Here is a 24,963-nt window from a genome sequence, read left to right on the forward strand (position 1 = left end):
CTCAACACTTGTTTGACCTACGCGAAAAGGATGATAGAGGGCGACATGCGAGGCCTGTAGGCTCCGTCGCCACGCCCTTTCTGCGCCTGCGCGCCACGGTCATGAGAGAGTCACGTAGAGCCTGGGGAGGTTCACTGATATGTTGTACGATAAATCTCTTGAGAGAGATAACTGTGGTTTCGGCCTGATCGCCCACATAGAAGGCGAACCTAGCCACAAGGTAGTGCGTACCGCTATTCACGCACTGGCCCGAATGCAGCACCGTGGTGCGATCCTTGCCGATGGTAAAACCGGCGACGGTTGCGGCCTGCTGCTACAAAAACCTGACCGTTTCTTCCGCCTGGTTGCCGAAGAGCGCGGCTGGCGCTTAGCCAAAAATTATGCCGTGGGCATGCTGTTCCTGAACCAGGACGCTGAAAAGGCCGCCGTTGCGCGCCGCATCGTCGAAGAAGAACTTCAGCAAGAGACCCTCTCTATCGTGGGCTGGCGCGATGTGCCGACCAACGAAGGGGTGCTCGGTGAAATCGCCCTCTCCTCGCTGCCACGTATTGAGCAAATTTTTGTTAACGCCCCTGCGGGCTGGCGTCCGCGTGATATGGAGCGCCGTCTGTTTATTGCGCGCCGCCGTATCGAAAAACGCCTCCAGGAGGACAAAGAGTTCTACGTCTGTAGCCTCTCCAACCTGGTGAACATCTATAAAGGTCTCTGTATGCCGGCGGATCTGCCGCGCTTCTACCTGGACCTCGCGGACCTGCGCCTGGAGTCGGCCATCTGCCTGTTCCACCAGCGCTTCTCCACCAACACCGTACCGCGCTGGCCGCTGGCCCAGCCGTTCCGCTACCTGGCCCACAACGGTGAGATCAACACCATCACCGGTAACCGCCAGTGGGCGCGCGCGCGTACCTATAAATTCAAGACGCCACTGATCCCGGATCTGCACGACGCCGCGCCGTTCGTCAACGAAACCGGCTCCGACTCCAGCTCGCTGGATAACATGCTCGAGCTGCTGCTGGCGGGCGGGATGGACATCGTCCGTGCCATGCGTCTGCTGGTGCCGCCAGCCTGGCAGAACAATCCGGATATGGATCCGGAGCTGCGCGCCTTCTTTGACTTTAACTCCATGCACATGGAGCCGTGGGACGGCCCGGCGGGCATCGTCATGTCCGACGGCCGCTTTGCCGCCTGTAACCTGGACCGTAACGGCCTGCGTCCGGCGCGCTACGTCATCACCAAAGATAAGCTGATCACCTGCGCCTCGGAAGTCGGGATCTGGGATTACCAGCCGGACGAAGTGGTGGAAAAAGGCCGCGTCGGACCAGGCGAGCTGATGGTTATCGACACCCGCGGCGGCCGTATTCTGCACTCCCGCGAAACCGATGACGATCTGAAGAGCCGCCACCCCTATAAAGAGTGGATGGAGAAGAACGTGCGCCGTCTGGTGCCGTTTGAAGATCTGCCGGATGACGCAGTGGGCAGCCGTGAGATGGGCGATGACCTGCTGGCCAGCTTCCAGAAGCAGTTTAACTACAGCGCCGAAGAGCTGGATTCAGTGATCCGCGTGCTGGGTGAAAACGGCCAGGAGGCGGTCGGCTCAATGGGTGACGATACCCCGTTCGCCGTGCTCTCCAGCCAGCCGCGTATTATTTATGACTACTTCCGCCAGCAGTTTGCGCAGGTGACTAACCCGCCAATCGATCCGCTGCGTGAAGCGCACGTCATGTCGCTGGCCACCAGCATCGGCCGGGAGATGAACGTCTTCTGTGAAGCCGAGGGCCAGGCCCACCGCCTGACCTTCAAATCACCGATCCTGCTCTACTCCGACTTTAAGCAGCTGACTACCCTGTCGGAGCACCACTACCGCGCCGACACGCTGGATATCACTTTTGACGTCAACGAAGCTTCGCTGGAAGACACGGTGAGCGCGCTGTGTGATAAAGCAGAGCAGATGGTGCGCGACGGCACGGTGCTGCTGGTGCTCTCTGACCGTAACATCGCCAAGGATCGCCTGCCGGTTCCGGCCCCGATGGCGGTGGGGGCTATCCAGACCCGCCTCGTGGAGAAGAGCCTGCGCTGCGACGCCAACATCATTGTTGAGACCGCCAGCGCCCGCGATCCGCACCACTTCGCCGTACTCCTGGGCTTCGGCGCGACGGCTGTCTATCCGTACCTCGCCTATGAGACGCTGGCGAAGCTGGTAGATACGCACGCCATCGATAAGAACTACCGTACCGTGATGCTGAACTACCGTAACGGCATCAATAAAGGCCTGTACAAGATCATGTCCAAAATGGGCATCTCTACCATCGCCTCCTACCGCTGCTCGAAGCTATTCGAAGCGGTTGGCCTGCATGATGAGGTTGCCGATCTCTGCTTCCAGGGCGTGATCAGCCGCATCGGCGGCGCGGGCTTTGCCGACTTCCAGCAGGATCTGTTGAACCTGTCGAAACGTGCCTGGCTGGCGCGTAAACCGCTGGAACAGGGCGGCCTGCTGAAGTACGTCCACGGCGGTGAATACCATGCCTACAACCCGGACGTGGTGCGCACCCTGCAGCAGGCGGTACAGAGCGGCGAGTACAGTGACTATCAGCAGTACGCTAAGCTGGTCAACGAGCGCCCGGCGGCAACGCTGCGCGATCTGCTGCACATCAACCCGCCTGCGGACGCGGTGAACGTTGATGACGTGGAGCCAGCCAGCGAGCTGTTTAAACGCTTCGATACCGCAGCGATGTCTATCGGCGCGCTAAGCCCGGAGGCCCACGAGGCGCTGGCCGAAGCGATGAACAGCATCGGCGGCAACTCTAACTCCGGCGAAGGCGGAGAAGATCCGGCTCGCTACGGCACTAACAAAGTATCGCGTATCAAACAGGTTGCCTCTGGCCGCTTCGGCGTGACCCCGGCCTACCTGGTGAACGCGGACGTTATCCAGATTAAAGTGGCCCAGGGCGCGAAGCCTGGGGAAGGCGGCCAGCTGCCGGGGGATAAAGTGACCCCGTACATCGCTAAGCTGCGCTACTCGGTGCCGGGCGTGACGCTGATCTCCCCGCCGCCGCACCACGATATCTACTCCATCGAGGATCTGGCCCAGCTCATCTTTGACCTGAAGCAGGTCAATCCGAAAGCGATGATCTCCGTGAAGCTGGTCTCCGAGCCGGGCGTAGGCACCATCGCCACCGGCGTGGCAAAAGCCTATGCGGATCTGATCACCATCGCTGGCTACGACGGCGGCACTGGTGCAAGCCCGCTCTCCTCAGTGAAATACGCGGGCTGCCCGTGGGAGCTGGGGCTGGTTGAAACCCAGCAGGCGCTGGTGGCTAACGGCCTGCGCCACAAAATTCGTCTGCAGGTCGACGGCGGCCTGAAAACCGGCGTGGACATCATCAAAGCGGCGATTCTCGGTGCAGAGAGCTTCGGCTTCGGCACCGGCCCGATGGTAGCGCTGGGCTGTAAATACCTGCGTATTTGCCACCTGAACAACTGCGCAACCGGCGTTGCAACCCAGGATGACAAGCTGCGTAAGAACCACTATCACGGCCTGCCGTTCAAAGTGACCAACTACTTTGAATTTATCGCCCGTGAGACCCGGGAGCTGATGGCGCAGCTGGGCGTGACCCGCCTGGTGGACCTGATTGGTCGTACCGATCTGCTTACCGCGCTGGAGGGCTTCACCGCCAAACAGCAGAAGCTGGATCTCTCTAAGCTGCTGGAGACCGCCGAGCCGCATCCGGGCAAAGCGCTCCACTGCACCGAGCACAACCCGCCGTTTGATAACGGGGTGCTCAATGCCCAGCTGCTGAACCAGGCGAAGCCGTTTGTTGACGAGCGCCAGAGCAAAACCTTCTGGTTTGATATTCGCAACACCGACCGTTCGGTGGGCGCATCGCTCTCCGGCTACATTGCCCAGACGCATGGCGATCAGGGCCTGGCGTCGGATCCGATTAAAGCCCACTTCAGCGGCACCGCAGGCCAGAGCTTCGGCGTGTGGAACGCCGGCGGCGTTGAGCTGTACCTGACCGGGGATGCCAACGACTACGTCGGTAAAGGCATGGCGGGCGGTCTGCTGGCGGTGCGTCCGCCGGTCGGCTCGGCTTTCCGTAGCCACGAGGCGAGCATTATTGGTAACACCTGCCTGTACGGCGCGACCGGTGGTCGTCTGTACGCCGCAGGCCGCGCGGGCGAACGTTTCGGGGTCCGTAACTCCGGGGCGATCACCGTGGTGGAAGGTATTGGTGACAACGGCTGTGAGTACATGACCGGCGGCATCGTCTGTATTCTTGGCAAGACGGGCGTCAACTTTGGCGCAGGCATGACCGGCGGCTTCGCCTACGTGCTGGATGAAGATGGCGAGTTCCGCAACCGCGTGAACCCGGAGCTGGTGGAAGTGCTGAGCGTCGACGACCTCGCAATTCATGAAGAGCACCTGCGCGGCCTGATCACCGAGCATGTACAGCATACCGGCTCCTCGCGTGGGGAAGAGATCCTGGCCCACTGGCCTGCCTTCGCCGCGAAGTTTGCGCTGGTTAAGCCGAAGTCCAGCGATGTTAAAGCCCTGTTGGGTCACCGTAGTCGCAGCGCCGCAGAGTTGCGCGTGCAGGCGCAGTAAGAGGTAGCAATGAGCCAAAACGTGTACCAGTTTATCGACTTACAGCGCGTGGATCCGCCTAAGAAAGCGCTGAAGATCCGTAAAATCGAATTTGTTGAGATCTATGAGCCGTTCTCAGAGGGCCAGGCCAAGGCGCAGGCGGACCGCTGCCTCTCCTGCGGCAACCCGTACTGTGAATGGAAGTGCCCGGTGCATAACTACATCCCGAACTGGCTGAAGCTGGCCAACGAGGGGCGTATTTTTGAAGCCGCCGAGCTGTCGCACCAGACCAACACCCTGCCGGAAGTGTGCGGCCGTGTCTGTCCGCAGGATCGCCTTTGTGAAGGCTCCTGCACCCTGAACGACGAGTTCGGCGCGGTGACCATCGGCAATATCGAGCGCTATATTAACGATAAAGCGTTTGAGATGGGCTGGCGTCCGGACCTGACCGGCGTGAAGCAGACCGACAAGCGCGTCGCTATTATTGGCGCTGGCCCGGCTGGCCTGGCGTGCGCCGACGTGCTGACCCGCAACGGCGTGAAGGCGGTAGTATTCGACCGCCATCCGGAGATCGGCGGCCTGCTGACCTTCGGTATTCCGGCCTTCAAGCTGGAGAAAGAGGTAATGACCCGCCGCCGGGAGATCTTCACCGGCATGGGCATTGAGTTCAAACTCAATACTGAAGTGGGTCGCGATGTACAGCTCGACGATCTGCTGAAGGATTACGATGCGGTATTCCTCGGCGTCGGTACCTATCAGTCCATGCGCGGCGGCCTGGAGAACGAAGATGCTTCCGGCGTATTTGACGCCCTGCCGTTCCTGATTGCTAACACCAAGCAGATCATGGGCTTCGGTGAAACCGCTGACGAACCCTACGTCAACATGGAAGGCAAGCGCGTGGTGGTGCTGGGCGGCGGTGATACCGCGATGGACTGCGTACGCACCTCCATCCGCCAGGGCGCAACGCATGTGACCTGTGCCTATCGCCGTGACGAAGAGAACATGCCAGGCTCCCGCCGCGAAGTGAAAAACGCGCGGGAAGAGGGCGTGGAGTTCCAGTTCAACGTCCAGCCGCTGGGTATTGAAGTGAACGCTAACGGCAAGGTGAGCGGCGTGAAGATGGCGCGTACCGAGATGGGCGCACCGGATGCACACGGCCGCCGTCGGGCTGAGATCGTCGCTGGCTCCGAACACGTGGTTCCGGCTGATGCGGTGGTGATGGCGTTTGGTTTCCGTCCGCACAGCATGTCCTGGCTGGCACAGCACAGCGTGGAGCTGGATTCCCAGGGCCGGATCATCGCCCCGGAAGGCAACGAAAATGCCTTCCAGACCAGCAACCCGAAAATCTTCGCCGGTGGTGACATCGTGCGTGGTTCGGACCTGGTAGTAACGGCGATTGCCGAAGGGCGTAAAGCCGCCGACGGCATTATGAATTACCTCGAAGTGTAATCATCCGCCCCTTTATCTTGCCGGATAAAGGGGCATTTTTTTATTCCTGCGGCGTCTTGTATATCTCCCCCGTCAGATAATCCGGCCAGTTCTTCTCAAAGTAGAGCGCGGTAAGATCTCCACATGCCCGAAGCGGCCTCGCCTCGACGCTAAACGCCCCGTTTTGCCAGCGGACGTGCAGCTGCTCTGCCTTATGCTCTGGCTTTTCCGAAAGGAAACGGAAACGCGTCAGCGCCCCCTCCCGGGTTTGCGGTATCGCATCGCCCTGCGGGGAGCAGATCATCCGCGCACCCCGGCTTCCCCCGCCCTCGGCCACGTAGGTTTGCAGCGCGGTGAGGATCGCTTCTGAAGCCAGCGCCATCTGCCGCCACTGGAAGCTAAACGCCGTCCGGTTTGGGTGATTGATAGCGATCCCCGAGCTGGCAATGCGCTGATTGAGCTGGCGCGCGGCCTCCCGGGCCTCGTTGACGCTCTCCGCCTCACAGATAAACCCGGCGCGATCGCTCATTCGCTGCTGGATCTCCGCCCGGACCTGCTCGATCTCCAGCGCCGCTGGATTGGCACTGTCCCGCTGGATTTGGGCAATCACCCTCTTCAGCTCCGCCTCACCCTGCGGCTCGCCTGCTGTGCGCGCCGCTGCCGCAATGTGCTTGGCGCAGCGCAGGCCGAATACCTGCCCCGCGTTCAGCGCCGCGCCACCGGGACGCGTTACCCCGTGAGTACCCGCCGCCTCGCCCACCGTGTAGCACCCCTCCAGCGAGGTGTGGCCCCAGATGTCCACGGCGATGCCGCCGTTCATATGCTGATGGTTGACGTTGAAGGCCAGCGGCTGCTGGGTCAGGTCGTGCCCGTGGTGCTTGTAAAGCTCGATGGCCAGCGGGTTCATATGCCGCAGACGATCGATGGGCTGCTCCAGGCAGGCATCGCTGTTGCGCAGGTACTGGTAAACATCCTCATCCAGGTTGCGCACCGAAAAAGGCTCGTCCCCCGGCACCGGCAGCGGGTTGCGGTTGAAGTCCATATAGATGGCGCGCCCAGCCTGCGATTCGTTATAGATCGCCAGGTCCACCAGGCTGGAACCAAAATCGAGCGTCCGGGTGGCATGGATCGGCCACTGGTAGCCCTTGCGGAAAATATTGGAGGCCAGCTCACGGGTGGTGCGGTAGTAGCGAGCCAGAAAGTTGTGCTCCTGTCCATCAGCGTCTACCGAGTAGATATAGGGCATGCTCTGCACGTAGGTGCCGGAGAGGTTCCATGGGAACTCATCCCGCCGCGTGCCAATGCCAAACTGGTGCTCGGTAAGGTTGACCGTATCGATACCCGCCTCCAGCGCCAGCCCCAGCGCGCCAAAGCAGCGCTTAGGGTAGACGCTGTCGCGAAACAGCTCTCCCGGCCCGCCGGAGGCCAGCACCACCGCCGGACTGCGCAGCAGGCAGAGTCCCCAAGGATTCTCCGCACTCTTCGCCCCTTTAACGACCGCAATCGCGCCGCTAATTCGCCGCCCGGCTCCCTCGCCAGAGGTCAGGAGGCGGATCACCGTCGCGTGATCGAGGAAGGGAACGCCCACCAGCGCCGCCTCCTCCGCCAGCACCTTAACCATCAGGCGGGAGGTGCGCGGCCCGCAGCTAGTCGCCCTGCCGACCTCATCATGATCGGTCTGATAGCGCAGCACCGCGCCATAACGATCCTCTGGCAGCGGCAGCCCCATGCTTTTCAGCCCGATAAAAGCCTCAACAGAGCCGACCGCCTCAACGTAGGCGGTGTCGCCATCCATCGCGCCCCCGGCCCCCAGCGCCCCGGCCAGGCGGGTGAAGTCATCTCCGCGAAAGCTGGTGGAGGCCGTGTGCAGAGTCTGCTTATCGGAGCCGGAGCAGGCGGAGGTTCCCCAGAACAGCGTCTGGGTCGCTACCAGCACGTTAAGCCGCCTGCGCTTTAGCTCGACGGCTGCACGTAACCCCGCCGCTCCGCTGCCCACCACCAGCGCCTCGCTGTCATAGACAGGGATGCGATACTCACCGAGGGTCAACATCTGCTGCGGCTGCGCCTCGGCAACGTGATGGGGCATGGCAACGTTGGTCAGGCTCTCCAGAATGGCCTGCGGGATCGCTGTTGTCATTGTTAACCTCTACTGTTTGCTCGTTGAAATATCTGACGCCAGCCCGGCAACCCGCCGGTGCGTCACGGGCTGGGTGCTTTTGCGCACGCCCAGCAGCAGGACGCTGCTGACCAGCATGATGCAGGCGGCAAAGAACCATACCGTGCTCATGGAGTAGCGATCGGCAAAGTATCCTGCCAGCACCGGCGAAATGCCCCCGGCGGTCATGCCGATGTTCATCACCAGGCCAATGGCCGCACCGCGCAGTTGAGGCGGCACCAGCTCGGAGGTAAAGGAGAGCACCATCGGCGTAATGGGGTAGCCCAGCAGGCCGAGGAACAGCACGAGGATCACCACGGCAAACACCGGCAGATCCATCACCATCGCCGCCATCAGCAGGCTGCTGAGCAGCGTGACGGCAATCAGCACTTTGCGTTTACGGGTAAAGTCCCCGCCGTCGCAGTAGCGGCCCAGCAGGAATCCGCCCAGCGCGCCGGTCAGCCCCAGCAGGCTGGCGATGGTGCCCGCCATACCGATGGAGAGCTGCTTCATGTTCATCAGGAAGGTCGGTGCCCACAGCAGGACAATCCACCAGCCGCTTAGCAGCAGGAAGTAGTAGAAAGCGATCAGCATTACCGCCCTGTTACGAAACAGCTGGCCAAGCGGCACCTTCTCTTTTGCCGTGGTAGCAGTCACGGCCTTTTTCGGTTCGGATTTAACCAGCACCGCGTAGGCCAGCGCCACCAGCACGCCCAGCCCGCCCGCAACATAGAAGACCACCCGCCAACCGTATAGCGGCCCCAGCATCGCCCCCAGCCAGGTGCCAAAGAAGCCGCCGATGGGATAGCCCATCCAGTAGAGCGACATCACGGTAGTGCGCTGCTTCTCGGTGGTGACGTTGGCCACCTCCAGCGAGGCCGCGGGCCAGAAGACCCCCTCGCCGATACCGGTCATGACCCGGTAGAAGATCAGCGAGGTCATGCTCCCGGCAATGCCAGTCAGCATGGTCGCCACGGAGAACATCATCAGCCCCAGGATGAGGACCGGTTTGCCGCTGAGCTTGTCGGCGATGATGCCGGAGAGAAAGAGAAAGCCAATGAAGCCGTAAAAGAACGAGCTGAGCAGAATGCCGGACTGGCCTTTTTCAAGGCCGAAGTCGTTGGCGATCAGCCCGATTGCTGATGAGACGGTCATGCGATCCACGGAGTACATCATGTAACCCAGGCCGCAAAGCACCGATACCAGCACCATCTTTTTTGTATCTGTCTGCATAATTCCCTCGACTAACCTGATAAGTGTGACGAGAAACCAGATACCGCTAAAATCTGACTAACAGTGACTTTGATGACGAGCCTTGCACGTCTCCAGAACCGTATCCGGATCGCGTTGCCACCAGTTGTGCTCGGAGAAGATCTCTACCTCATGCGCCCCCTCATAGCCCAAAGCCTCCACGGCCTGGCGCGCGGCGCGAATATCGATCACCCCGTCGCCCATCATGCCGCGATCGAGGAGCAGATCCCGGGTGGGCACCAGCCAGTCACAGATATGAAAGCCTAAAATGCGCTTACGGCCCGCGCGTTCAATCTCTGCATAAAACTTTGGATCCCACCAGGTGTGGTAGAGATCGACGGCGATCCCCAGGCCATCGTCCCCCAGCTCGTCACAGAGATCGTTCGCCTGCTCCAGGGTGTTGACGCAGGCGCGATCCGCAGCGTACATCGGATGCAGCGGCTCGATTGCCAGCGGCATCCCCGCCTTACGCGAGTACTCCAGCAGGCGACCAAGACCGTCGCGCACCTGGCTACGCGCGCCAGCGATATCTTTTGACTCTCCCGGCAGGCCACCAACCACCAGCACCAGACAGGCCGCGTTAAGCGCCAGCGCCTCATCTACCGCCCGACGGTTGTCGTCATCGGCAGCCCGCCGGGCCGCGTCGTCGATGCCGGGGAACATGCCGCCGCGGCAGTAGCCGCTGACCGCCAGCTCATTGCTGCGGATCAGCTGGGCGGTCTTCTGCAAGCCGAGGGCCTGCACCTGGTCACGCCAGGGGGAGATGCCGTGGATCTGGTGGCGGGCGCAGCCCTCAATGATCTGATCCAGAGTCCACTGTTTACGCACCGTGGCGGTGTTGATCGATAAACGTTGTGCATCAGGCTTTTGCATTATGGCTCCTTAGCGTAACAGGGACGGAACATCGAGCCAGCGGCGCTCTTTCCAGCTTTGCAGGGCCAACTCCACCAGCTGCACCCCCTTTGCCCCCTCCAGCAGGTTCCAGCGAAATTCACCCTCGCCGTGCACGTGGCGTAAGAACAGCTCCCACTGCACCTTAAAGGCGTTGTCATAAGTCGTGGTGTCCGGCACCGGCACCCAGTCGTTAAAGAAGTTATGGGTCTGACGCACGTCCGGGTTCCATACCGGCTTCGGCGTATTGACCCGGGACTGGGTAAGGCAGTCGGTGAGGCCTGCTACCGCCGATCCGTTGACGCCATCCACCTGGAAGGTCACCAGATCTTCGCGGCGCACGCGCACGCACCAGGAGCTGTTGATCTGCACGATGGTGCCGTTATGCAGTTCGAAGGTAGCGTAAGCAGCGTCGTCGGCGGTGGCCTGGTAGGCGTTGCCCTGCTCGTCGAAGCGCTCAGGAATATGGGTAGCACCCAGGCAGCTGAGGCTTTTGATCTCGCCGAACAGGTTGTCGATCACGTAGCGCCAGTGGCAGATCATGTCGAGAATGATGCCGCCGCCGTCCTCGGCGCGGTAGTTCCACGACGGACGCTGGGTCGGCTGCAGATCGCCTTCAAAGACCCAGTAGCCAAACTCGCCGCGCACCGAGAGCACCTTGCCGAAGAAGCCGGACTGGTTAAGCATCTGTAACTTTTGCAGCCCCGGCAGCCAGAGCTTATCCTGCACGACACCATGGCAGACGCCGTGCTGCTCGGCAAAGTAGTAAAGCTCCATCGCCTCGTCGAGGCTGACCGCCACCGGTTTTTCACTGTAGATGTGCTTGCCTGCGGCAATGGCCTTTTTCAGCAGCGCCGGGCGCGCCTGGGTGGTCGCCGCATCGAAAAAAATGGTGTCGTTGGGGTTGGCCAGCGCCGCATCGAGATCGGTTCCCCAGCGGCTGATGCCGTAGCTTTTTGCCAGCGCCGCGATCTTCTCTTCGTTACGGCCAATGAGGATCGGATCCGGCATCAAACGATCGCCGTTTGCCAGCTCAACGCCGCCCTGCTCGCGGATCGCCACGATCGAGCGGATCAGATGCTGATTCTTGCCCATCCGTCCAGTTACGCCATGCATGATGATGCCAACAGATTGAGTCGCCATGTCTTTTCCTTAGAGGTTAAAAGTGGGATTTATTCAGGCCGCCGTCGATATCAATAATCTGGCCGACGGTAAAGGGAAGCTGCCCGCAGGCCAGCGCGTTGACGGTGGTGGCGATATCTTTCGGCTGCCCCCAGCGCTTCATCGGCACCAGCCCATCGCCAATCAGCTGGTCATATTTCGGCTTCACAGTGCTGGTCATATCGGTTTCGATAATGCCGGGACGGATCTCGTAGACGCCGATCCCCTCCTCGGCCAGACGCAGCGCGAAGAGCTGCGTGACCATGCTGGCTGCCGCTTTCGAGACGCAGTATTCACCCCGGGAGATAGAGAGGCTGTGGGCGCTACAGGAGGTGATATTAATAATCGAGCGGTGGTGAGCATCCCGCTCTCCCTGCTGGAGCATGATCCGGGCGGCACGCTGGCAGAAGAAGAACATCGCGCGGGTGTTAATGTCCTGGCAGTAGTCATAGTTTTCCGCCGTAACCTCCAGCAGATCGCCACGCTGCTTTGCCGCCGTTCCCGCGTTGTTGACCACGCAGTCCAGTCGCCCCCACTTCGCCATCACCTGGTCGAGCATCTGCTGCTGAACCGCAAGATCGGCAACGTCCCCTGGCACCGCAAGTGCTTCAATGTCAAACTGTTGCAGTTCAGCCACCATGCTCTGCTGGCGTGCTCGGCCCTCTTCGCTATCGCGCCCGTTAATGGCAACGTTAAACCCCTGCTGCGCCAGCGCCAGCGCGCAGGCTTTGCCTATGCCGCGCGTGGATCCTGTAACGAGGGCGACCGGGCGTTGTGAATGGCTCATAGACGACTCCCAAAGGCTGAATAGTAGATTTCAACTAGATGGTTGATAACCGTTAAGCAGTATAGGAAGCGAGCAAAAAGAAAATAATGATCGACTTCTCAAAATCAACTAATTAGTTAATAATTAAGTAGCAGCCGGTAACGCGATGATTTTAATGGATAAATAATGAATGATATCAAGGGGAAGCGGAGACACGATCCGGAATTGACCCGTGGGCTGATCCTGGCGGCGGCGAAGAGAGAGTTTGCTGAGAAGGGTTTTGACGGGGCCAGAGTTGACCAGATTGCCGCCGTGGCGCAGGTGAATAAGCAGATGCTTTATTACTATTTCGACAATAAAGACACCCTGTTTACCCATGTGCTGCAGGCGGCGTACCAGGATATTCGCGCCAAAGAGGCGGCGCTGAAGTTGGATCATCTGAGCGGCCGGGAAGCTATCCTGGCGCTGGTAGATTTTACCTGGCACTACTACCTGGCGAACCCGGAATTTATTCGTCTGCTGAATAGCGAGAACCAGCTTAAAGGCCGTCACCTGAAGGAGCTGGACAGCATCGTGCCGATCAACCGCAGCTGGATAACCATCACCCAGCAGATCCTCGATCGCGGCGAGCAGGATGGCTCGATTCGCCCGGGCATCGATGCGATGCAGCTCAATATCAGCATCTCCGCGCTGGGCTTTTTCTATCTGATTAACCAGTCGACGCTATCGATCCTCTACCAACAGGATCTGAAGCAGCCCGCCGCCCTCGACGCCCGGCTGGCGGTGATGCGGGAGACCATCGCCTGCTGGCTAATGCCCGTCGCGTAAGGGGTTGCAACAGGCAAAAAAAACAGGCCCCGGGGGGCCTGTGAGATTACTTCACGACGCGTAGCGCCGGACGACCACCGCGCGGCGGCGGATCGTTATCTGGATCGTTGTCATCGTCAACGTGGTCAGGCTTGTCGCCATCGATCACCGACATCACGGTTTCGCTTTCAGGCGTTGCCGTTTCGTCATCGTCGTTGACGGTAACCGCCTCGCCATCGTAGGCCGCTTCCGGCTCAAACATGGTGCCTGCGCCGTTTTCACGGGCGTAGATCGCCAGTACGGCAGCCAACGGCACGTAAACCTGGCGCGGAACGCCGCCAAAGCGCGCGTTGAAACGCACCTCGTCGTTCGCCAGCTCAAGGTTGCCTACCGCGCGCGGGGCGATGTTGAGAACGATCTGCCCGTCACGGGCGTACTCCATCGGCACACGCACGCCAGGCAAGGTCACGTCTACCACCAGGTGCGGCGTGAGCTGGTTATCCAGCAGCCATTCATAGAATGCGCGCAGCAGATACGGACGGCGTGGAGAGAGCTGTGACAAATCCATGCGTATTAACCCCGGCCGAGGCGCATTTCGCGTTCGGCTTCTGTCAGAGAAGCGAGGAAGGAGTCGCGTTCGAAAACGCGGGTCATGTAGCCCTTAAGCTCTTTTGAACCGGTACCGCTCAGCTCAATGCCCAGCTGCGGTAAACGCCACAGCAGCGGTGCCAGGTAGCAGTCTACCAGGCTGAACTCATCGCTCAGGAAGTAAGGTTTCTGGGTAAAGACCGGGGCGATACCCAGCAGCTCTTCACGCAGCTGCTTACGGGCGGCGTCAGCCTGGGCACCGGAGCTGGTGACGATGACGTTCATCAGCGTGTACCAGTCTTTTTCGATACGGTGCATATAGAGGCGGCTCTCACCACGCGCAACCGGATAGACCGGCATCAGCGGCGGGTGTGGGAAGCGCTCGTCCAGGTACTCCATAATGATGCGAGACTCCCACAGGGTCAGCTCGCGATCCACCAGCGTCGGTACGCTTTGATTCGGGTTGAGGTCAATCAGATCCTGAGGCGGATTATCCTTTTCCACGTGTTCGATTTCGAAACTCACACCTTTTTCGGCCAGCACGATGCGGACTTGGTGGCTATAGATGTCAGTAGGACCAGAAAACAGCGTCATTACCGAACGTTTGTTGGCAGCGACAGCCATGAAAACCTCCAGGTATATTCAGAATATTACTGCTGCGAGCCACAGAGTGACCAGCCAGATGTAAGGTGACCCATCCACCCGAAGAGACACATTTGTGCAAAAAGCAGCAAAAAATGAGCAATCCCCGGCATTTGGGCAGAAAATTGGATGATAGTTTACCAGATTTTGCGGGCTTTGTGGTGAGGGGATTCCGGAAATGCTGTAAATCAGGAAAAAATCAACGGTTACTGTGGATATCTTATTTTTTGTCCATAAAAAAACCCGGCATAAACCGGGTTTTTGCGCCATTCGTTCTGCGTAAGCAGAGACAAATTAACGTTTGGAGAACTGAGGACGACGACGTGCTTTACGCAGACCGACTTTCTTACGTTCAACCTGACGAGCGTCACGAGTAACGAAGCCTGCTTTACGCAGTTCGCCACGCAGGGACTCGTCGTACTCCATCAGAGCGCGGGTGATACCGTGACGGATCGCACCAGCCTGACCAGAGATACCACCACCTTTAACAGTGATGTACAGATCCAGTTTCTCAACCATGTCCACCAGTTCCAGCGGCTGACGAACTACCATGCGGGCAGTTTCACGACCAAAGTACTGTTCCAGAGAACGTTGGTTGATAACGATTTTACCGCTGCCCGGTTTGATGAAAACGCGAGCTGCAGAACTTTTGCGGCGACCAGTGCCGTAGTATTGATTTTCAGCCATTGCCATAATCCCGATTAGATGTCCAGAACTTGCGGTTGCTGTGCCGCGTGGTTGTGCTCGTTACCCGCGTAAACTTTCAGTTTACGGTACATAGCACGACCCAGCGGGCCTTTTGGCAGCATGCCTTTAACCGCGATTTCAATCACACGCTCAGGACGGCGGGCAATCATCTCTTCAAAGGTCGCTTGTTTGATACCACCGATGTGGCCAGTGTGGTGATAGTACACTTTGTCAGTACGCTTGTTACCGGTTACGGCAACTTTGTCAGCGTTCAGAACGATGATGTAATCACCGGTATCTACGTGCGGAGTGTATTCCGCTTTGTGCTTACCGCGCAGGCGACGAGCCAGTTCGGTAGCCAGACGGCCCAGAGTTTTACCGGTCGCGTCAACAACATACCAGTCGCGTTTTACGGTTTCTGGTTTAGCTGTAAAAGTTTTCATTAAAAGCTTACCCAAGTAATAAGTTACACGTTGGTGAACACCCAAACGTTTAGTCAGTTGAGGCTCACACGACAAAGTCCGGCAAACCTACCCCTTCGAATAGCAAATGCCAGCACATAGAAAGTTTTGGGAAAAAAACCTTCTCGTAACGTGGGGTCGCAAGATTATAGAGAAGTCGGGGTCAAAGATCGACCCCTTTTTATACTTCTCGACGAGGTTTTCGCCTTTACCCGGCCAGGTGCTCGCGGGCTAAATAGTCTTCGCTCTGCATCTCCTGCAAACGCGACAGGCAGCGCTGGAACTCAAACTTCAGCCGCTCGCCCCGGTAGATCTGATGCAGCACCGCCTCGGCACTGACCACCAGCTTGACGTGGCGCTCGTAAAACTCATCCACCAGCGCGATAAAGCGCCGGGCCTCGCTCTCCATCAGCGGGGTCATCACCGGGACGTCAAACAGCAGCACGGTATGGAACATCTGCGACAGGGCGATGTAGTCATGCTGGCTGCGGGCGTCCACGCACAGGGTGGTGAAGGAGACCGCCAGCGTCTGGTTCTCTACCCCCAGCGTCGGCAGCGGACGGTGGTTTATCTCAAGCGTCGGGGGGTTCTCCCGCTTCGCTCCCGCCAGCGCCTGCCACAGCGTCTCCATCTGCTGCGCCGTCTCATCATTCAGCGGCGACAGCCAGAGGTGCGCCTGAGTCAACGTACGCAGACGGTAATCAATCCCGGCATCAACGTTCATGATGTCACAGTGCTGCTTGATCGCCTCGATAGCCGGCAGGAAACGCGCGCGCTGCAGGCCGTTGCGGTAGAGATTCTCCGGCGGAATATTCGACGTCGCCACCAGCGTAATGCCGCGGGCAAACAGCGCCTGCATCAGGCCACCCAGCAGCATGGCGTCGGTGATATCCGAGACAAAAAACTCATCGAAGCAGAGCACGTCGGTCTCGGCTTTAAAGCGGTCGGCCACAATTTCCAGCGGATCGCTCTGCCCCTGTAGCTGGGTCAGCTCCTCATGTACCCGCAGCATAAAGCGGTGAAAATGCAGCCGCTGTTTACGTGTGCCTGGCAGGCTATGGTAGAAGAGATCCATCAGCCAGGTTTTTCCCCGTCCGACCCCGCCCCACATGTACAGACCTCGCACCGGCGCAGCGGGGCGTGCCTCCCGCTTGCCCAGCAGCTTGCCAAACGCTGCCCGTAGACCGCCGCCGGGAGCGGGCGTCTCTGTACGATTTGTTAGCGCCTGATAGATGTTTTCCAGCCGGTTAACGGCTTCGCGCTGAACGTCGTCAGGCTGATGGCTGCCCTCTTTCAGGGCCAGTTGGTAACGCGATGTGGGGGTAAGGCTCTGCATGATGCTATTGTTATTCCTTGATAATTAATTTGCCGCAGGTCCTGGCTGGTGAAAAAAAGGCCGTTCTACACTACGCGATGCGGTGCCAGGATTCCACTTATACGGATTTAGCGGTTATAGTGGCATAATGAGGTACAGGCAAGGAGCCTCGCCGCCTACACCCTACGGACCTACAACACAACGGGAGATGTTCATGACCTGGGAATATGCGCTAATTGGATTAGTCGTCGGCATTATCATTGGTGCTGTGGGCATGCGCTTTGGAAACCGCAAGCTTCGCCAGCAGCAGGCCTTACAGTATGAGCTAGAGAAGAACAAAGCCGAGCTGGAAGAGTATCGCGAAGAGCTTACCGGCCACTTTGCCCGCAGCGCAGAGCTGCTGGATAACATGGCCCACGACTATCGCCAGCTTTATCAGCACATGGCACAAAGCTCCAGCCAGCTGCTGCCGGAGATGTCTGCAGAGGACAATCCGTTCCGCAACCGCCTTGCTGAATCCGAAGCTGGCAACGATCAGGCACCGGTTCAGATGCCGCGCGACTACTCAGATAGCGCGTCAGGCCTGCTGCGCGGTGCACCGAAGCGCGGCTGATCGCCACAGCCACTTTTTTTACGGGCGTACAGGCTACGCCCGCCTCTTCTTTTGCCATCCCAGCTATTATTTAATCATTCACCTCATTGTTACCCGGTTGAAAATTCAATAACATCGATCCGTTTTGGGGCATTTTTTTCCTTACACTTCAGGTCACGAGAGCTTGCATCCATGAAGAAAAGAAACCCGCTGTTGAGTGCATTAGCGTTAAGTGTCGGATTATCTCTCTCGGCACCCTTCCCGGCGACGGCCTCGCTGCCCGCCCAGATCCCTGGCCAGCCGGCGCTGCCCAGCCTTGCGCCGATGCTGGAGAAGGTGCTGCCTGCGGTGGTGAGCGTGCAGGTAGAGGGAACAGCGGTTGCCCCCGAACAGAAAATACCTGAAGAGCTGAAGAAATATTTCGGCGACGAACTACCGGATGGCCAGGCGCAGCCGTTTGAGGGCTTGGGTTCCGGGGTGATCATCGACGCGGCCAAAGGCTACGTGCTGACCAATAACCACGTCATTAACCAGGCGCAGAAGATCAACGTTCAGCTTAACGACGGGCGTGAGTTCGAAGCGAAGCTGATCGGCGGCGATGACCAGAGCGATATCGCCCTGTTGCAATTGCAGAACGCTACCGGGCTGACGCAGATCGCCGTTGCCGACTCCGATAAGCTGCGGGTGGGTGATTTCGCCGTCGCGGTGGGCAACCCGTTTGGCCTCGGCCAGACTGCTACCTCGGGGATCATCTCGGCGCTTGGCCGTAGCGGCCTGAACCTAGAGGGGCTGGAAAACTTTATCCAGACCGACGCCTCTATTAACCGCGGCAACTCCGGCGGGGCGCTGCTCAACCTTAACGGCGAGCTGATCGGTATCAACACGGCGATTCTTGCGCCAACCGGCGGCAGCATTGGCATCGGCTTTGCCATCCCCAGCAATATGGCGCAAACCCTGGCCCAACAGCTGATCCAGTCCGGCGAGATCCAGCGCGGCCTGCTGGGTATTAAAGGCATGGAGATGAGCGCCGATATCGCCAAGGCGTTTAACCTCAACGTCCAGCGCGGCGCTTTTGTTAGCGAAGTGCTGCCTGGCTCCGGGTCAGCCAAAGCCGGAATCAAATCCGGCGACGTGATCGTTAGCCTTAACGGTAAGCCGCTGAACAGCTTTGCCGAACTGCGCTCGCGCATCGCCACCACCGCACCGGGCACGAAGGTGAAGCTTGGCCTGCTGCGCGAGGGCAAAGGCCAGGAGGTCGAAGTCACGCTGGATAAGAGCACCGCTTCCTCCGCCAGCGCTGAGAGCCTCTCCCCGGCATTACAGGGCGCAAGCCTGGCCGACGGCCAGCTGAAGGACGGCACCAAAGGCATCAAGATTGAAGAGGTGGCAAAAGAGAGTCCTGCTGCCCAGGCGGGTTTGCACAAAGACGATGTGATTATCGGCGTTAACCGCGAACGCGTGCAGTCCATTGCCGAGATGCGCAAGGTGCTGGAGACCAAGCCAAATATCATTGCGCTGCACGTGGTGCGCGGCAACGATACTCTCTATTTATTACTGCGTTAATGGCTGGCTCCCGGACATCACCACCCCTGTGTGATGTCCGGATAAGTCGTGCTATGCTGCCCGCACCCTCTTTAACGACGTCCGCATCATGTTAGTGAAGCTATTACGATCTGTCGGTATTGGCCTAATTGTAGGTAGCCTGCTGCTGGCTGCCCTGCCCTCGCTACGTCAGCTGAGCGCCTCCTCTCCCCCCCAGTTTGACAGCACCGATGAAACGCCGGTGAGTTATAACCAGGCTGTGCGCCGCGCCGCGCCTGCGGTGGTCAACGTCTATAACCGCAGCGCGGCCAGCTCGACGAATAACCAGCTGGAGATCCGTACCCTTGGCTCCGGGGTGATTATGGATCAGCGCGGATACATTATTACTAACAAACACGTGATTAACGATGCGGATCAGATCATCGTCGCCCTGCAGGACGGCCGTGTGTTTGAAGCCCTGCTGGTCGGCTCTGATACGCTAACGGATCTGGCGGTGCTGAAGGTCAACGCCACCGGCGGCCTGCCGGTGATCCCCATTAACCGTCAACGCACGCCGCACATCGGCGACGTGGTGATGGCGATCGGTAACCCCTATAACCTCGGCCAGACCATTACCCAGGGGATCATCAGCGCCACCGGCCGCATCGGCCTCAACCCGTCCGGGCGGCAGAACTTTTTGCAGACCGACGCCTCTATTAACCACGGTAACTCCGGCGGGGCGCTGGTTAACTCCCTCGGCGAGCTGATGGGCATCAATACCCTCTCGTTTGATAAGAGCAACGATGGCGAAACGCCGGAGGGCATCGGCTTCGCCATTCCCTTCCAGCTAGCAACCAAGATCATGGATAAGCTGATCCGTGACGGGCGAGTCATCCGTGGCTATATCGGCATCGGTGGCAGAGAGATCGCACCTCTACATTCGCAAGGCGGTGGGATCGATCAGATCCAGGGGATCGTGGTTAATGAAGTCGCACCGGACGGCCCGGCGGCACGCGCAGGTATTCAGGTCAACGATGTGATCGTGTCCGTAAACGGCAAGCCGGCTATCTCAGCGCTGGAGACCATGGATCAGGTGGCGGAGATCCGCCCGGGTTCAGAGATCCCAGTAGAGGTGATGCGTGAGGATAAGAAGCTGCTGCTGCACGTGACGATTCAGGAGTACCCGGCCACCAACTAATTCAGCACTACCGGGCATTGCGATAATGCCCGGTAGTGCTGTGCTTACCGGGCCTACGGACTGAGTTACTTATTCACAAACTCTTCGCCGAGCTGGATATCTTTTTTCAGCGTCTCCAGCATCCCTTCCATTGCCTGCTGCTCGAAAGCGCTCAGGGTGCCGATAGGCTGGCGCTCGGCAACGCCGTTTTTACCCAGCAGCAGCGGCTGGGAGAAGAAGCGAGCGTGCTCGCCATCGCCCTCAACATAGGCGCACTCAACGATGCCCTGTTCACCCTGGAGGGCACGCACCAGCGAGAGGCCAAAGCGCGCCGCCGCCTGGCCCATGGACAGGGTTGCGGACCCGCCACCGGCTTTCGCCTCGACCACTTCTGTGCCTGCGTTCTGGATACGTTTGGTGAGATCGGCTACCTCCTGCTCGGAGAAGCTAACGCCAGGGATCTGCGACAGCAGCGGCAGAATGGTGACGCCAGAGTGGCCGCCGATAACCGGGACTTCAACCTCGGAAGGCTGTTTGCCTTTCAGCTCTGCCACAAAGGTGTTGGAGCGGATGATGTCCAGCGTGGTGACGCCGAACAGCTTATTCTTGTCGTAGACGCCCGCTTTTTTCAGCACTTCAGCGGCGATAGCGACGGTGGTATTGACCGGGTTAGTGATGATACCGATGCACGCCTGAGGACAGGTTTTCGCAACCTGATTCACCAGATTTTTAACAATGCCGGCGTTGACGTTAAAGAGATCGGAGCGATCCATGCCAGGCTTACGCGCCACGCCTGCGGAGATCAGCACCACGTCTGCACCTTCCAGCGCAGGGGTTGCATCTTCACCGGCGAAGCCTTTAATTTTTACCGCAGTAGGGATATGGCTAAGATCGACCGCCACGCCAGGGGTGACCGGCGCGATATCGTACAGAGAGAGTTCTGAGCCTGAAGGCAGTTGGGTCTTGAGAAGAAGGGCTAGCGCCTGGCCAATACCGCCTGCCGCGCCGAGGACTGCAACTTTCATCCTAAACTCCTTATTATGGTTAGCGAAATATACCGTTACTCCGTTGCTAAGGACATGACAACATGGGGTAAATGATACCGTTCTTCCCGCAGAAAAAACGCGCTTCAACACGCGTTTAGCATCATCTACTTTCTGTTGTACTCTACGGCAGCATGAAAATTTTCTTCATAACGCCAGTAATGCCCCCGCAGGCGGTACAATACACCCTGTAAAGCTAGCAAAACAACAGCACTTTAATAACATTTATTTTACTTTTAATCTTATTTGTGACTCGTGACACAGGCATGTTGCTCAATAATTTATTTTGATAAAATCCGCGGCTTTCATAACATTATTTCAGCCTTAATAATGGCAGACTATTTGCATAAAAATTCATCTATATGCATAATAATGTTGTTTCAATCGCCATTCTACGGGTGACTTATGCGAAGCTCGGCAAAACAAGAAGAATTAGTTAAGGCGTTTAAAGCGCTACTTAAAGAAGAGAAGTTCAGCTCCCAGGGCGAAATCGTTCTGGCCCTTCAGGAACAAGGGTTTGATAACATTAATCAATCCAAAGTCTCCCGGATGCTGACCAAGTTCGGTGCGGTACGTACGCGCAACGCTAAAATGGAGATGGTCTACTGCCTGCCTGCAGAGCTTGGCGTGCCGACTACCTCCAGCCCGCTGAAGAACCTGGTGCTGGACATCGACTATAACGATGCGGTGGTGGTTATCCATACCAGCCCGGGTGCAGCGCAGCTGATCGCGCGTCTGCTGGACTCGTTAGGGAAATCGGAAGGCATTCTCGGCACTATCGCCGGGGATGACACCATATTTACCACCCCTGCCAGCGGCTTTACCGTGAAGGATCTCTACGACGCCATTCTGGTCCTGTTCGAACAGGAGCTGTGATCTTCTCTCCCCTCGCGCCTTGCCGAGGGGACTCTTTCTTTGTCATACCCCTGTCATCCAGGTGATCTAACCTGACAGATCGCACAAAATGTTAAAAATTCATATCCATATGATTTTCTTAGATATACCTACCATTCCCCCCTCTTAAAACCCCTTTTTTATTCTCATGAGTTATAAGAAGTTAAATTTATGTGACGTAATAACCCATGAAACCATTAGCATGGTATTAATTTTTACGGTGATTAGTGTATACTTGATTTTGTGATGAGGGTCACGAAATAGGACCCCAGTAAATAAGAATTTGACGAGGTAGATATCATGAAAATCAAAACAACTGTAGCCGCTCTTAGCATCCTTTCCGCACTCTCTTTCGGCGCTTTCGCTGCCGACTCTATCAGCGCTGACCAGGCTCAAGGCCGTCAGGCAATCGGTACGGTCTCCGTTGGCGCAGTCAGCTCCTCACCGATGGACATGCGTGATGCACTGAATGAAAAAGCCCAGGCAGAAGGTGCATCCTCTTACCGTATTATCGAAGCACGTACCGGTGACCACTGGCACGCCACTGCCGAACTCTACAAATAAATCCCTCGTCGTATGACCTACGACTTGCCCCCGCCTGTCGGGGGCTTTTTTATGCCTGCTCATTACCTCAGGCGCGCACGTTAAAGCGCAGCATACCTCCCAGCTCCTCTTCGGCTTCGTCAAAGAGCAGGATCAACGCTCCAAAACGGCGACGCTGTTTTTCATGAAGGTGCACAAACTCGATTTCAAGCGGCATCGGCAATATGTCATCCTCACCGGTTACCACTTCCCACAGCGAGTCCAGATTATTCACCTTTGCTTTTTCAATATTAAACGCACGGCAAAATTCGCGATAAAAGGCGTTCTGGTCGTCAATTTCATCGAAATCAAACGTGTAGATATTCATTATTCGCCACCCTGCCTAAGAGGGCGGCTTTCGCCGCCCAGCGTTTATAATCCTCCGAGATGAAGAGTTTTAACCTCCAGATACTCCTCTAATCCCAGCACCGATCCTTCGCGGCCCAGGCCCGACTCTTTCACCCCGCCAAACGGTCCCAGCTCGGTAGATACCGCGCACTCGTTAACACCAATCATCCCGGCCTCCAGCGCCTGCGAGACGCGGAAGACGCGCTGTAGGTTTTGGGTATAGAAGTAGGCCGCGAGGCCAAACGGCGTATCGTTGGCGCGATGAATGACTTCATCCTCGGTAGTAAAGCGGAAGCAGGCGGCTACTGGCCCGAAAGTCTCCTCTGACGCTAGCTTCATGCTATCGCTACAGTTAGTCAGCACCGTTGGCTGCCAGAAGTTGCCCCCCAGCGCGTGGGCTTTACCGCCCGCCAGCGCCGTTGCGCCTTTGGCAATCGCGTCCTCGACGTGCTCGCGCACCTTATCCACCGCTGTCGGTTCGATAAGCGGCCCGACGACGACGCCATCCTCCATGCCGTTACCTACCTTCAGGGCATTAACCCGCTCGGCAAGCTTGTTCACGAATGCGTCATAGACGGCTTCATGAATATAGAAACGGTTAACGCTGACGCATACCTGCCCGGCGTTGCGGAATTTATTGGCAATCGCCCCCTCGACGGCAGCATCAATGTCCGCATCGTCAAAAACAATATAGGGCGCGTTGCCTCCCAGCTCCATCGACACCTTTTTCATGGTTTCAGCAGCATTGCGCACCAGCGTTTTACCTACCGCCGTCGAACCGGTGAAGGAGATTTTACGCACCTGCGGGCTGGCCATGATCGCATCGCTGATCTCAGCGGTGGTGCCCGCCACGGCGTTGAGTACCCCGTCCGGAACGCCCGCTTTTTTCGCCAGCTGTACCAGAGCAAAAGCGCTAAGCGGCGTATTGTTAGCGGGCTTGATGACGCCGGTACAGCCTGCGGCCAGCGCGGGTCCCAGCTTACGAGTGAGCATCGCCATCGGGAAGTTCCACGGCGTAATGGCCGCAACGACGCCAATCGGCTCGCGGGTCGCCAGAATGCGCGAGCCGGGTTTGATTTGTGGGATAATCTCACCGTTGGCGCGTTTCGCCTCTTCGGCGAACCACTGAATAAAGCTGGCGGCGTACTCGACCTCGCCCTCCGCCTCTTTCAGCGGTTTGCCCTGCTCGCTGGTCATCAGCTGTCCCAGCCAGGTTTTATTCTCAATGATTAGCGAGTACCAGCGGTAGAGAATAGTGGAGCGCTCTTTCGCGGTTTTTGCTCGCCAGGCCGGGAACGCACGCGCGGCAGCGGCAATCGCCTCCTCGGTCTCTTTTTTACCTGCTTTAGCGACCTTCGCGATCGTTTCGCCCGTTGCCGGGTTAGTTACGTCAAAGGTGTTATCCAGCGTTTTCCATACGCCGTCTACAAAATAGCCTGTCTGAAAAAGCGCATTGTCCTGAAGTGCCTGGGTTGCCATGCGTCCTCCCGATCCCCATGAATGAATGACTTTGCTAAGTATAGCTATAAAAAAACCGACGCTTCTGGCGTCGTTAGCTGGGGGAAAAGGGAAGTATATGGCTCCAGTGAATCTGTTCCGTTCACCTCATGCCGGGCACCACATATAACGGTCGTCACACGTGAACGGGGTAAGGGGGCCACCGCGGCCCCCTTATCGATCCCCGCGGCCCCGCAGGGAAACCGGTGCTGCGCACTGCGCTCACCTCCCGTCCGGCTGACCGACGGCCGGCTCGACTCGACGTCGTGTCTCGTTTCGCCTCTGGCCGCCCTCCCTGGCGTCCAGTCCTTGTCATCCGGTCTCCGGTTCGCCGGTTTCAGCGGGGACTCAACACCTCGCTGTGAGACCTTACTCCACAGCAACAAAGAAATTGCTGTAGGCTCGGTGTTAAAGCGAGGTGTTGGGTCCGGCTGAAAATCGCCGAGGCGTTCACTTCTGGCCGGGGCAGCCCGCATGGATGCGGGCTGAGGGCGTGCCTTACAGGGAAGTTACCTCACGCCCGACCCGGAAGCCGGAAGGGATAAGCCGAGCAATCCGCAAAGCGGCGATTTTCCTGG

At 58.2% G+C, this 24,963-nt stretch carries 21 protein-coding genes; 8 read left to right on the forward strand and 13 right to left on the reverse strand.

What is annotated here, in order from left to right:
* Positions 1–139: 139 nt before the first annotated feature.
* A complete protein-coding gene (gene gltB, locus RTN40_RS13120) occupies positions 140–4,600 on the forward strand; it encodes a glutamate synthase large subunit (RefSeq protein WP_312228837.1) in 4,461 nt (1,486 codons plus the stop codon).
* A gap of 9 nt (positions 4,601–4,609) precedes the next feature.
* Positions 4,610–6,028, forward strand: a complete 1,419-nt coding sequence (gene gltD, locus RTN40_RS13125) for a glutamate synthase subunit GltD (RefSeq protein ID WP_312228838.1) — start codon at positions 4,610–4,612, stop codon at positions 6,026–6,028.
* Positions 6,029–6,068: 40 nt separating this feature from the next.
* Here gltD and RTN40_RS13130 read toward each other — a convergent pair whose 3' ends face one another.
* From RTN40_RS13130 to RTN40_RS13150, 5 genes are read right to left on the reverse strand one after another with little or no spacing between them, the layout of a single operon-like run.
* Entirely contained in the window at positions 6,069–8,144 is a 2,076-nt protein-coding gene (locus tag RTN40_RS13130; protein ID WP_312228839.1) for an FAD-binding protein, read from the reverse strand.
* 9 nt (positions 8,145–8,153) lie between these two features.
* Entirely contained in the window at positions 8,154–9,395 is a 1,242-nt protein-coding gene (locus RTN40_RS13135; protein ID WP_312228840.1) for an MFS transporter, read from the reverse strand.
* Between the two features lie 57 nt (positions 9,396–9,452).
* Entirely contained in the window at positions 9,453–10,286 is an 834-nt protein-coding gene (locus RTN40_RS13140) for a sugar phosphate isomerase/epimerase family protein (protein ID WP_312228841.1), read from the reverse strand.
* A gap of 9 nt (positions 10,287–10,295) precedes the next feature.
* The gene (locus RTN40_RS13145; protein WP_312228842.1) at positions 10,296–11,447 is read right to left on the reverse strand and encodes a Gfo/Idh/MocA family oxidoreductase; all 1,152 of its coding nucleotides are present in this window, start codon (positions 11,445–11,447) and stop codon (positions 10,296–10,298) included.
* A 16-nt stretch (positions 11,448–11,463) separates the two neighbouring features.
* Complete coding sequence (locus RTN40_RS13150) at positions 11,464–12,252, reverse strand: 3-ketoacyl-ACP reductase (RefSeq protein ID WP_312228843.1); 789 nt, start codon at positions 12,250–12,252, stop codon at positions 11,464–11,466.
* 165 nt (positions 12,253–12,417) lie between these two features.
* On the opposite strand from RTN40_RS13150, the gene RTN40_RS13155 reads away from it, so the two are divergent.
* Positions 12,418–13,059 carry a TetR/AcrR family transcriptional regulator gene (locus tag RTN40_RS13155; RefSeq protein WP_312228844.1) on the forward strand — a complete coding sequence of 214 codons (642 nt, stop codon included), beginning with the start codon at positions 12,418–12,420 and terminating at the stop codon, positions 13,057–13,059.
* A gap of 46 nt (positions 13,060–13,105) precedes the next feature.
* On the opposite strand, the gene sspB is transcribed toward RTN40_RS13155, so the two are convergent.
* The 5 genes from sspB to zapE all read right to left on the reverse strand — a co-directional run bounded on the left by sspB (position 13,106) and on the right by zapE (position 16,752).
* Complete coding sequence (sspB, locus tag RTN40_RS13160; protein ID WP_312228845.1) at positions 13,106–13,606, reverse strand: ClpXP protease specificity-enhancing factor; 501 nt, start codon at positions 13,604–13,606, stop codon at positions 13,106–13,108.
* A gap of 5 nt (positions 13,607–13,611) precedes the next feature.
* Complete coding sequence (gene sspA, locus RTN40_RS13165; protein ID WP_312211950.1) at positions 13,612–14,250, reverse strand: stringent starvation protein SspA; 639 nt, start codon at positions 14,248–14,250, stop codon at positions 13,612–13,614.
* A gap of 312 nt (positions 14,251–14,562) precedes the next feature.
* A complete protein-coding gene (rpsI, locus tag RTN40_RS13170) occupies positions 14,563–14,955 on the reverse strand; it encodes a 30S ribosomal protein S9 (protein WP_003025138.1) in 393 nt (130 codons plus the stop codon).
* Between the two features lie 14 nt (positions 14,956–14,969).
* Complete coding sequence (gene rplM / locus RTN40_RS13175) at positions 14,970–15,398, reverse strand: 50S ribosomal protein L13 (protein ID WP_024551131.1); 429 nt, start codon at positions 15,396–15,398, stop codon at positions 14,970–14,972.
* A gap of 226 nt (positions 15,399–15,624) precedes the next feature.
* Positions 15,625–16,752, reverse strand: a complete 1,128-nt coding sequence (zapE, locus tag RTN40_RS13180) for a cell division protein ZapE (RefSeq protein WP_312228846.1) — start codon at positions 16,750–16,752, stop codon at positions 15,625–15,627.
* 193 nt (positions 16,753–16,945) lie between these two features.
* On the opposite strand from zapE, the gene zapG reads away from it, so the two are divergent.
* The 3 genes from zapG to degS all read left to right on the forward strand — a co-directional run bounded on the left by zapG (position 16,946) and on the right by degS (position 20,042).
* Positions 16,946–17,344 (forward strand): Z-ring associated protein ZapG, encoded by a 399-nt coding sequence (gene zapG, locus RTN40_RS13185; RefSeq protein ID WP_312228847.1) that lies wholly within the window; start codon positions 16,946–16,948, stop codon positions 17,342–17,344.
* Between the two features lie 171 nt (positions 17,345–17,515).
* Complete coding sequence (gene degQ / locus RTN40_RS13190; RefSeq protein ID WP_312228848.1) at positions 17,516–18,886, forward strand: serine endoprotease DegQ; 1,371 nt, start codon at positions 17,516–17,518, stop codon at positions 18,884–18,886.
* Positions 18,887–18,974: 88 nt separating this feature from the next.
* Entirely contained in the window at positions 18,975–20,042 is a 1,068-nt protein-coding gene (degS, locus tag RTN40_RS13195) for an outer membrane-stress sensor serine endopeptidase DegS (RefSeq protein ID WP_312228849.1), read from the forward strand.
* 65 nt (positions 20,043–20,107) lie between these two features.
* Here the strand turns inward: degS and mdh are convergent, their stop codons facing one another.
* Entirely contained in the window at positions 20,108–21,046 is a 939-nt protein-coding gene (mdh, locus tag RTN40_RS13200; RefSeq protein WP_312228850.1) for a malate dehydrogenase, read from the reverse strand.
* Positions 21,047–21,469: 423 nt separating this feature from the next.
* Here mdh and argR point away from each other — a divergent pair, with 423 nt between their 5' ends.
* Together argR and yhcN are read left to right on the forward strand one after the other, a co-directional pair.
* Entirely contained in the window at positions 21,470–21,940 is a 471-nt protein-coding gene (gene argR / locus RTN40_RS13205) for a transcriptional regulator ArgR (protein WP_103821383.1), read from the forward strand.
* 318 nt (positions 21,941–22,258) lie between these two features.
* Positions 22,259–22,522 (forward strand): peroxide/acid stress response protein YhcN, encoded by a 264-nt coding sequence (gene yhcN, locus RTN40_RS13210; protein ID WP_312228851.1) that lies wholly within the window; start codon positions 22,259–22,261, stop codon positions 22,520–22,522.
* 67 nt (positions 22,523–22,589) lie between these two features.
* Here the strand turns inward: yhcN and RTN40_RS13215 are convergent, their stop codons facing one another.
* Together RTN40_RS13215 and RTN40_RS13220 are read right to left on the reverse strand one after the other, a co-directional pair.
* Positions 22,590–22,868: a barstar family protein gene (locus RTN40_RS13215; protein WP_312228852.1), complete on the reverse strand. Its 279-nt coding sequence runs from the start codon at positions 22,866–22,868 to the stop codon at positions 22,590–22,592.
* 44 nt (positions 22,869–22,912) lie between these two features.
* A complete protein-coding gene (locus tag RTN40_RS13220) occupies positions 22,913–24,367 on the reverse strand; it encodes an NAD-dependent succinate-semialdehyde dehydrogenase (protein ID WP_312228853.1) in 1,455 nt (484 codons plus the stop codon).
* Positions 24,368–24,963 lie beyond the last annotated feature (596 nt).

The sequence above is a fragment of the Pseudescherichia sp. genome (assembly GCF_031987975.1).
Taxonomy (GTDB): Bacteria; Pseudomonadota; Gammaproteobacteria; order Enterobacterales; family Enterobacteriaceae; genus Pseudescherichia.

What these genes read in the sequence shown, in the direction of transcription:
- RTN40_RS13135 (WP_312228840.1), bottom strand. Translation starts at nt 9,395, where the DNA reads ATGCAGACAGATACAAAAAAGATGGTGCTGGTATCGGTGCTTTGCGGC.
- RTN40_RS13220 (WP_312228853.1), bottom strand. Translation starts at nt 24,367, where the DNA reads ATGGCAACCCAGGCACTTCAGGACAATGCGCTTTTTCAGACAGGCTAT.
- RTN40_RS13155 (WP_312228844.1), top strand. Translation starts at nt 12,418, where the DNA reads ATGAATGATATCAAGGGGAAGCGGAGACACGATCCGGAATTGACCCGT.
- degS (WP_312228849.1), top strand. Translation starts at nt 18,975, where the DNA reads ATGTTAGTGAAGCTATTACGATCTGTCGGTATTGGCCTAATTGTAGGT.
- argR (WP_103821383.1), top strand. Translation starts at nt 21,470, where the DNA reads ATGCGAAGCTCGGCAAAACAAGAAGAATTAGTTAAGGCGTTTAAAGCG.
- gltD (WP_312228838.1), top strand. Translation starts at nt 4,610, where the DNA reads ATGAGCCAAAACGTGTACCAGTTTATCGACTTACAGCGCGTGGATCCG.
- gltB (WP_312228837.1), top strand. Translation starts at nt 140, where the DNA reads ATGTTGTACGATAAATCTCTTGAGAGAGATAACTGTGGTTTCGGCCTG.
- sspA (WP_312211950.1), bottom strand. Translation starts at nt 14,250, where the DNA reads ATGGCTGTCGCTGCCAACAAACGTTCGGTAATGACGCTGTTTTCTGGT.
- zapE (WP_312228846.1), bottom strand. Translation starts at nt 16,752, where the DNA reads ATGCAGAGCCTTACCCCCACATCGCGTTACCAACTGGCCCTGAAAGAG.
- RTN40_RS13215 (WP_312228852.1), bottom strand. Translation starts at nt 22,868, where the DNA reads ATGAATATCTACACGTTTGATTTCGATGAAATTGACGACCAGAACGCC.
- RTN40_RS13130 (WP_312228839.1), bottom strand. Translation starts at nt 8,144, where the DNA reads ATGACAACAGCGATCCCGCAGGCCATTCTGGAGAGCCTGACCAACGTT.
- zapG (WP_312228847.1), top strand. Translation starts at nt 16,946, where the DNA reads ATGACCTGGGAATATGCGCTAATTGGATTAGTCGTCGGCATTATCATT.
- RTN40_RS13150 (WP_312228843.1), bottom strand. Translation starts at nt 12,252, where the DNA reads ATGAGCCATTCACAACGCCCGGTCGCCCTCGTTACAGGATCCACGCGC.
- rplM (WP_024551131.1), bottom strand. Translation starts at nt 15,398, where the DNA reads ATGAAAACTTTTACAGCTAAACCAGAAACCGTAAAACGCGACTGGTAT.
- RTN40_RS13140 (WP_312228841.1), bottom strand. Translation starts at nt 10,286, where the DNA reads ATGCAAAAGCCTGATGCACAACGTTTATCGATCAACACCGCCACGGTG.
- sspB (WP_312228845.1), bottom strand. Translation starts at nt 13,606, where the DNA reads ATGGATTTGTCACAGCTCTCTCCACGCCGTCCGTATCTGCTGCGCGCA.
- degQ (WP_312228848.1), top strand. Translation starts at nt 17,516, where the DNA reads ATGAAGAAAAGAAACCCGCTGTTGAGTGCATTAGCGTTAAGTGTCGGA.
- mdh (WP_312228850.1), bottom strand. Translation starts at nt 21,046, where the DNA reads ATGAAAGTTGCAGTCCTCGGCGCGGCAGGCGGTATTGGCCAGGCGCTA.
- yhcN (WP_312228851.1), top strand. Translation starts at nt 22,259, where the DNA reads ATGAAAATCAAAACAACTGTAGCCGCTCTTAGCATCCTTTCCGCACTC.
- rpsI (WP_003025138.1), bottom strand. Translation starts at nt 14,955, where the DNA reads ATGGCTGAAAATCAATACTACGGCACTGGTCGCCGCAAAAGTTCTGCA.
- RTN40_RS13145 (WP_312228842.1), bottom strand. Translation starts at nt 11,447, where the DNA reads ATGGCGACTCAATCTGTTGGCATCATCATGCATGGCGTAACTGGACGG.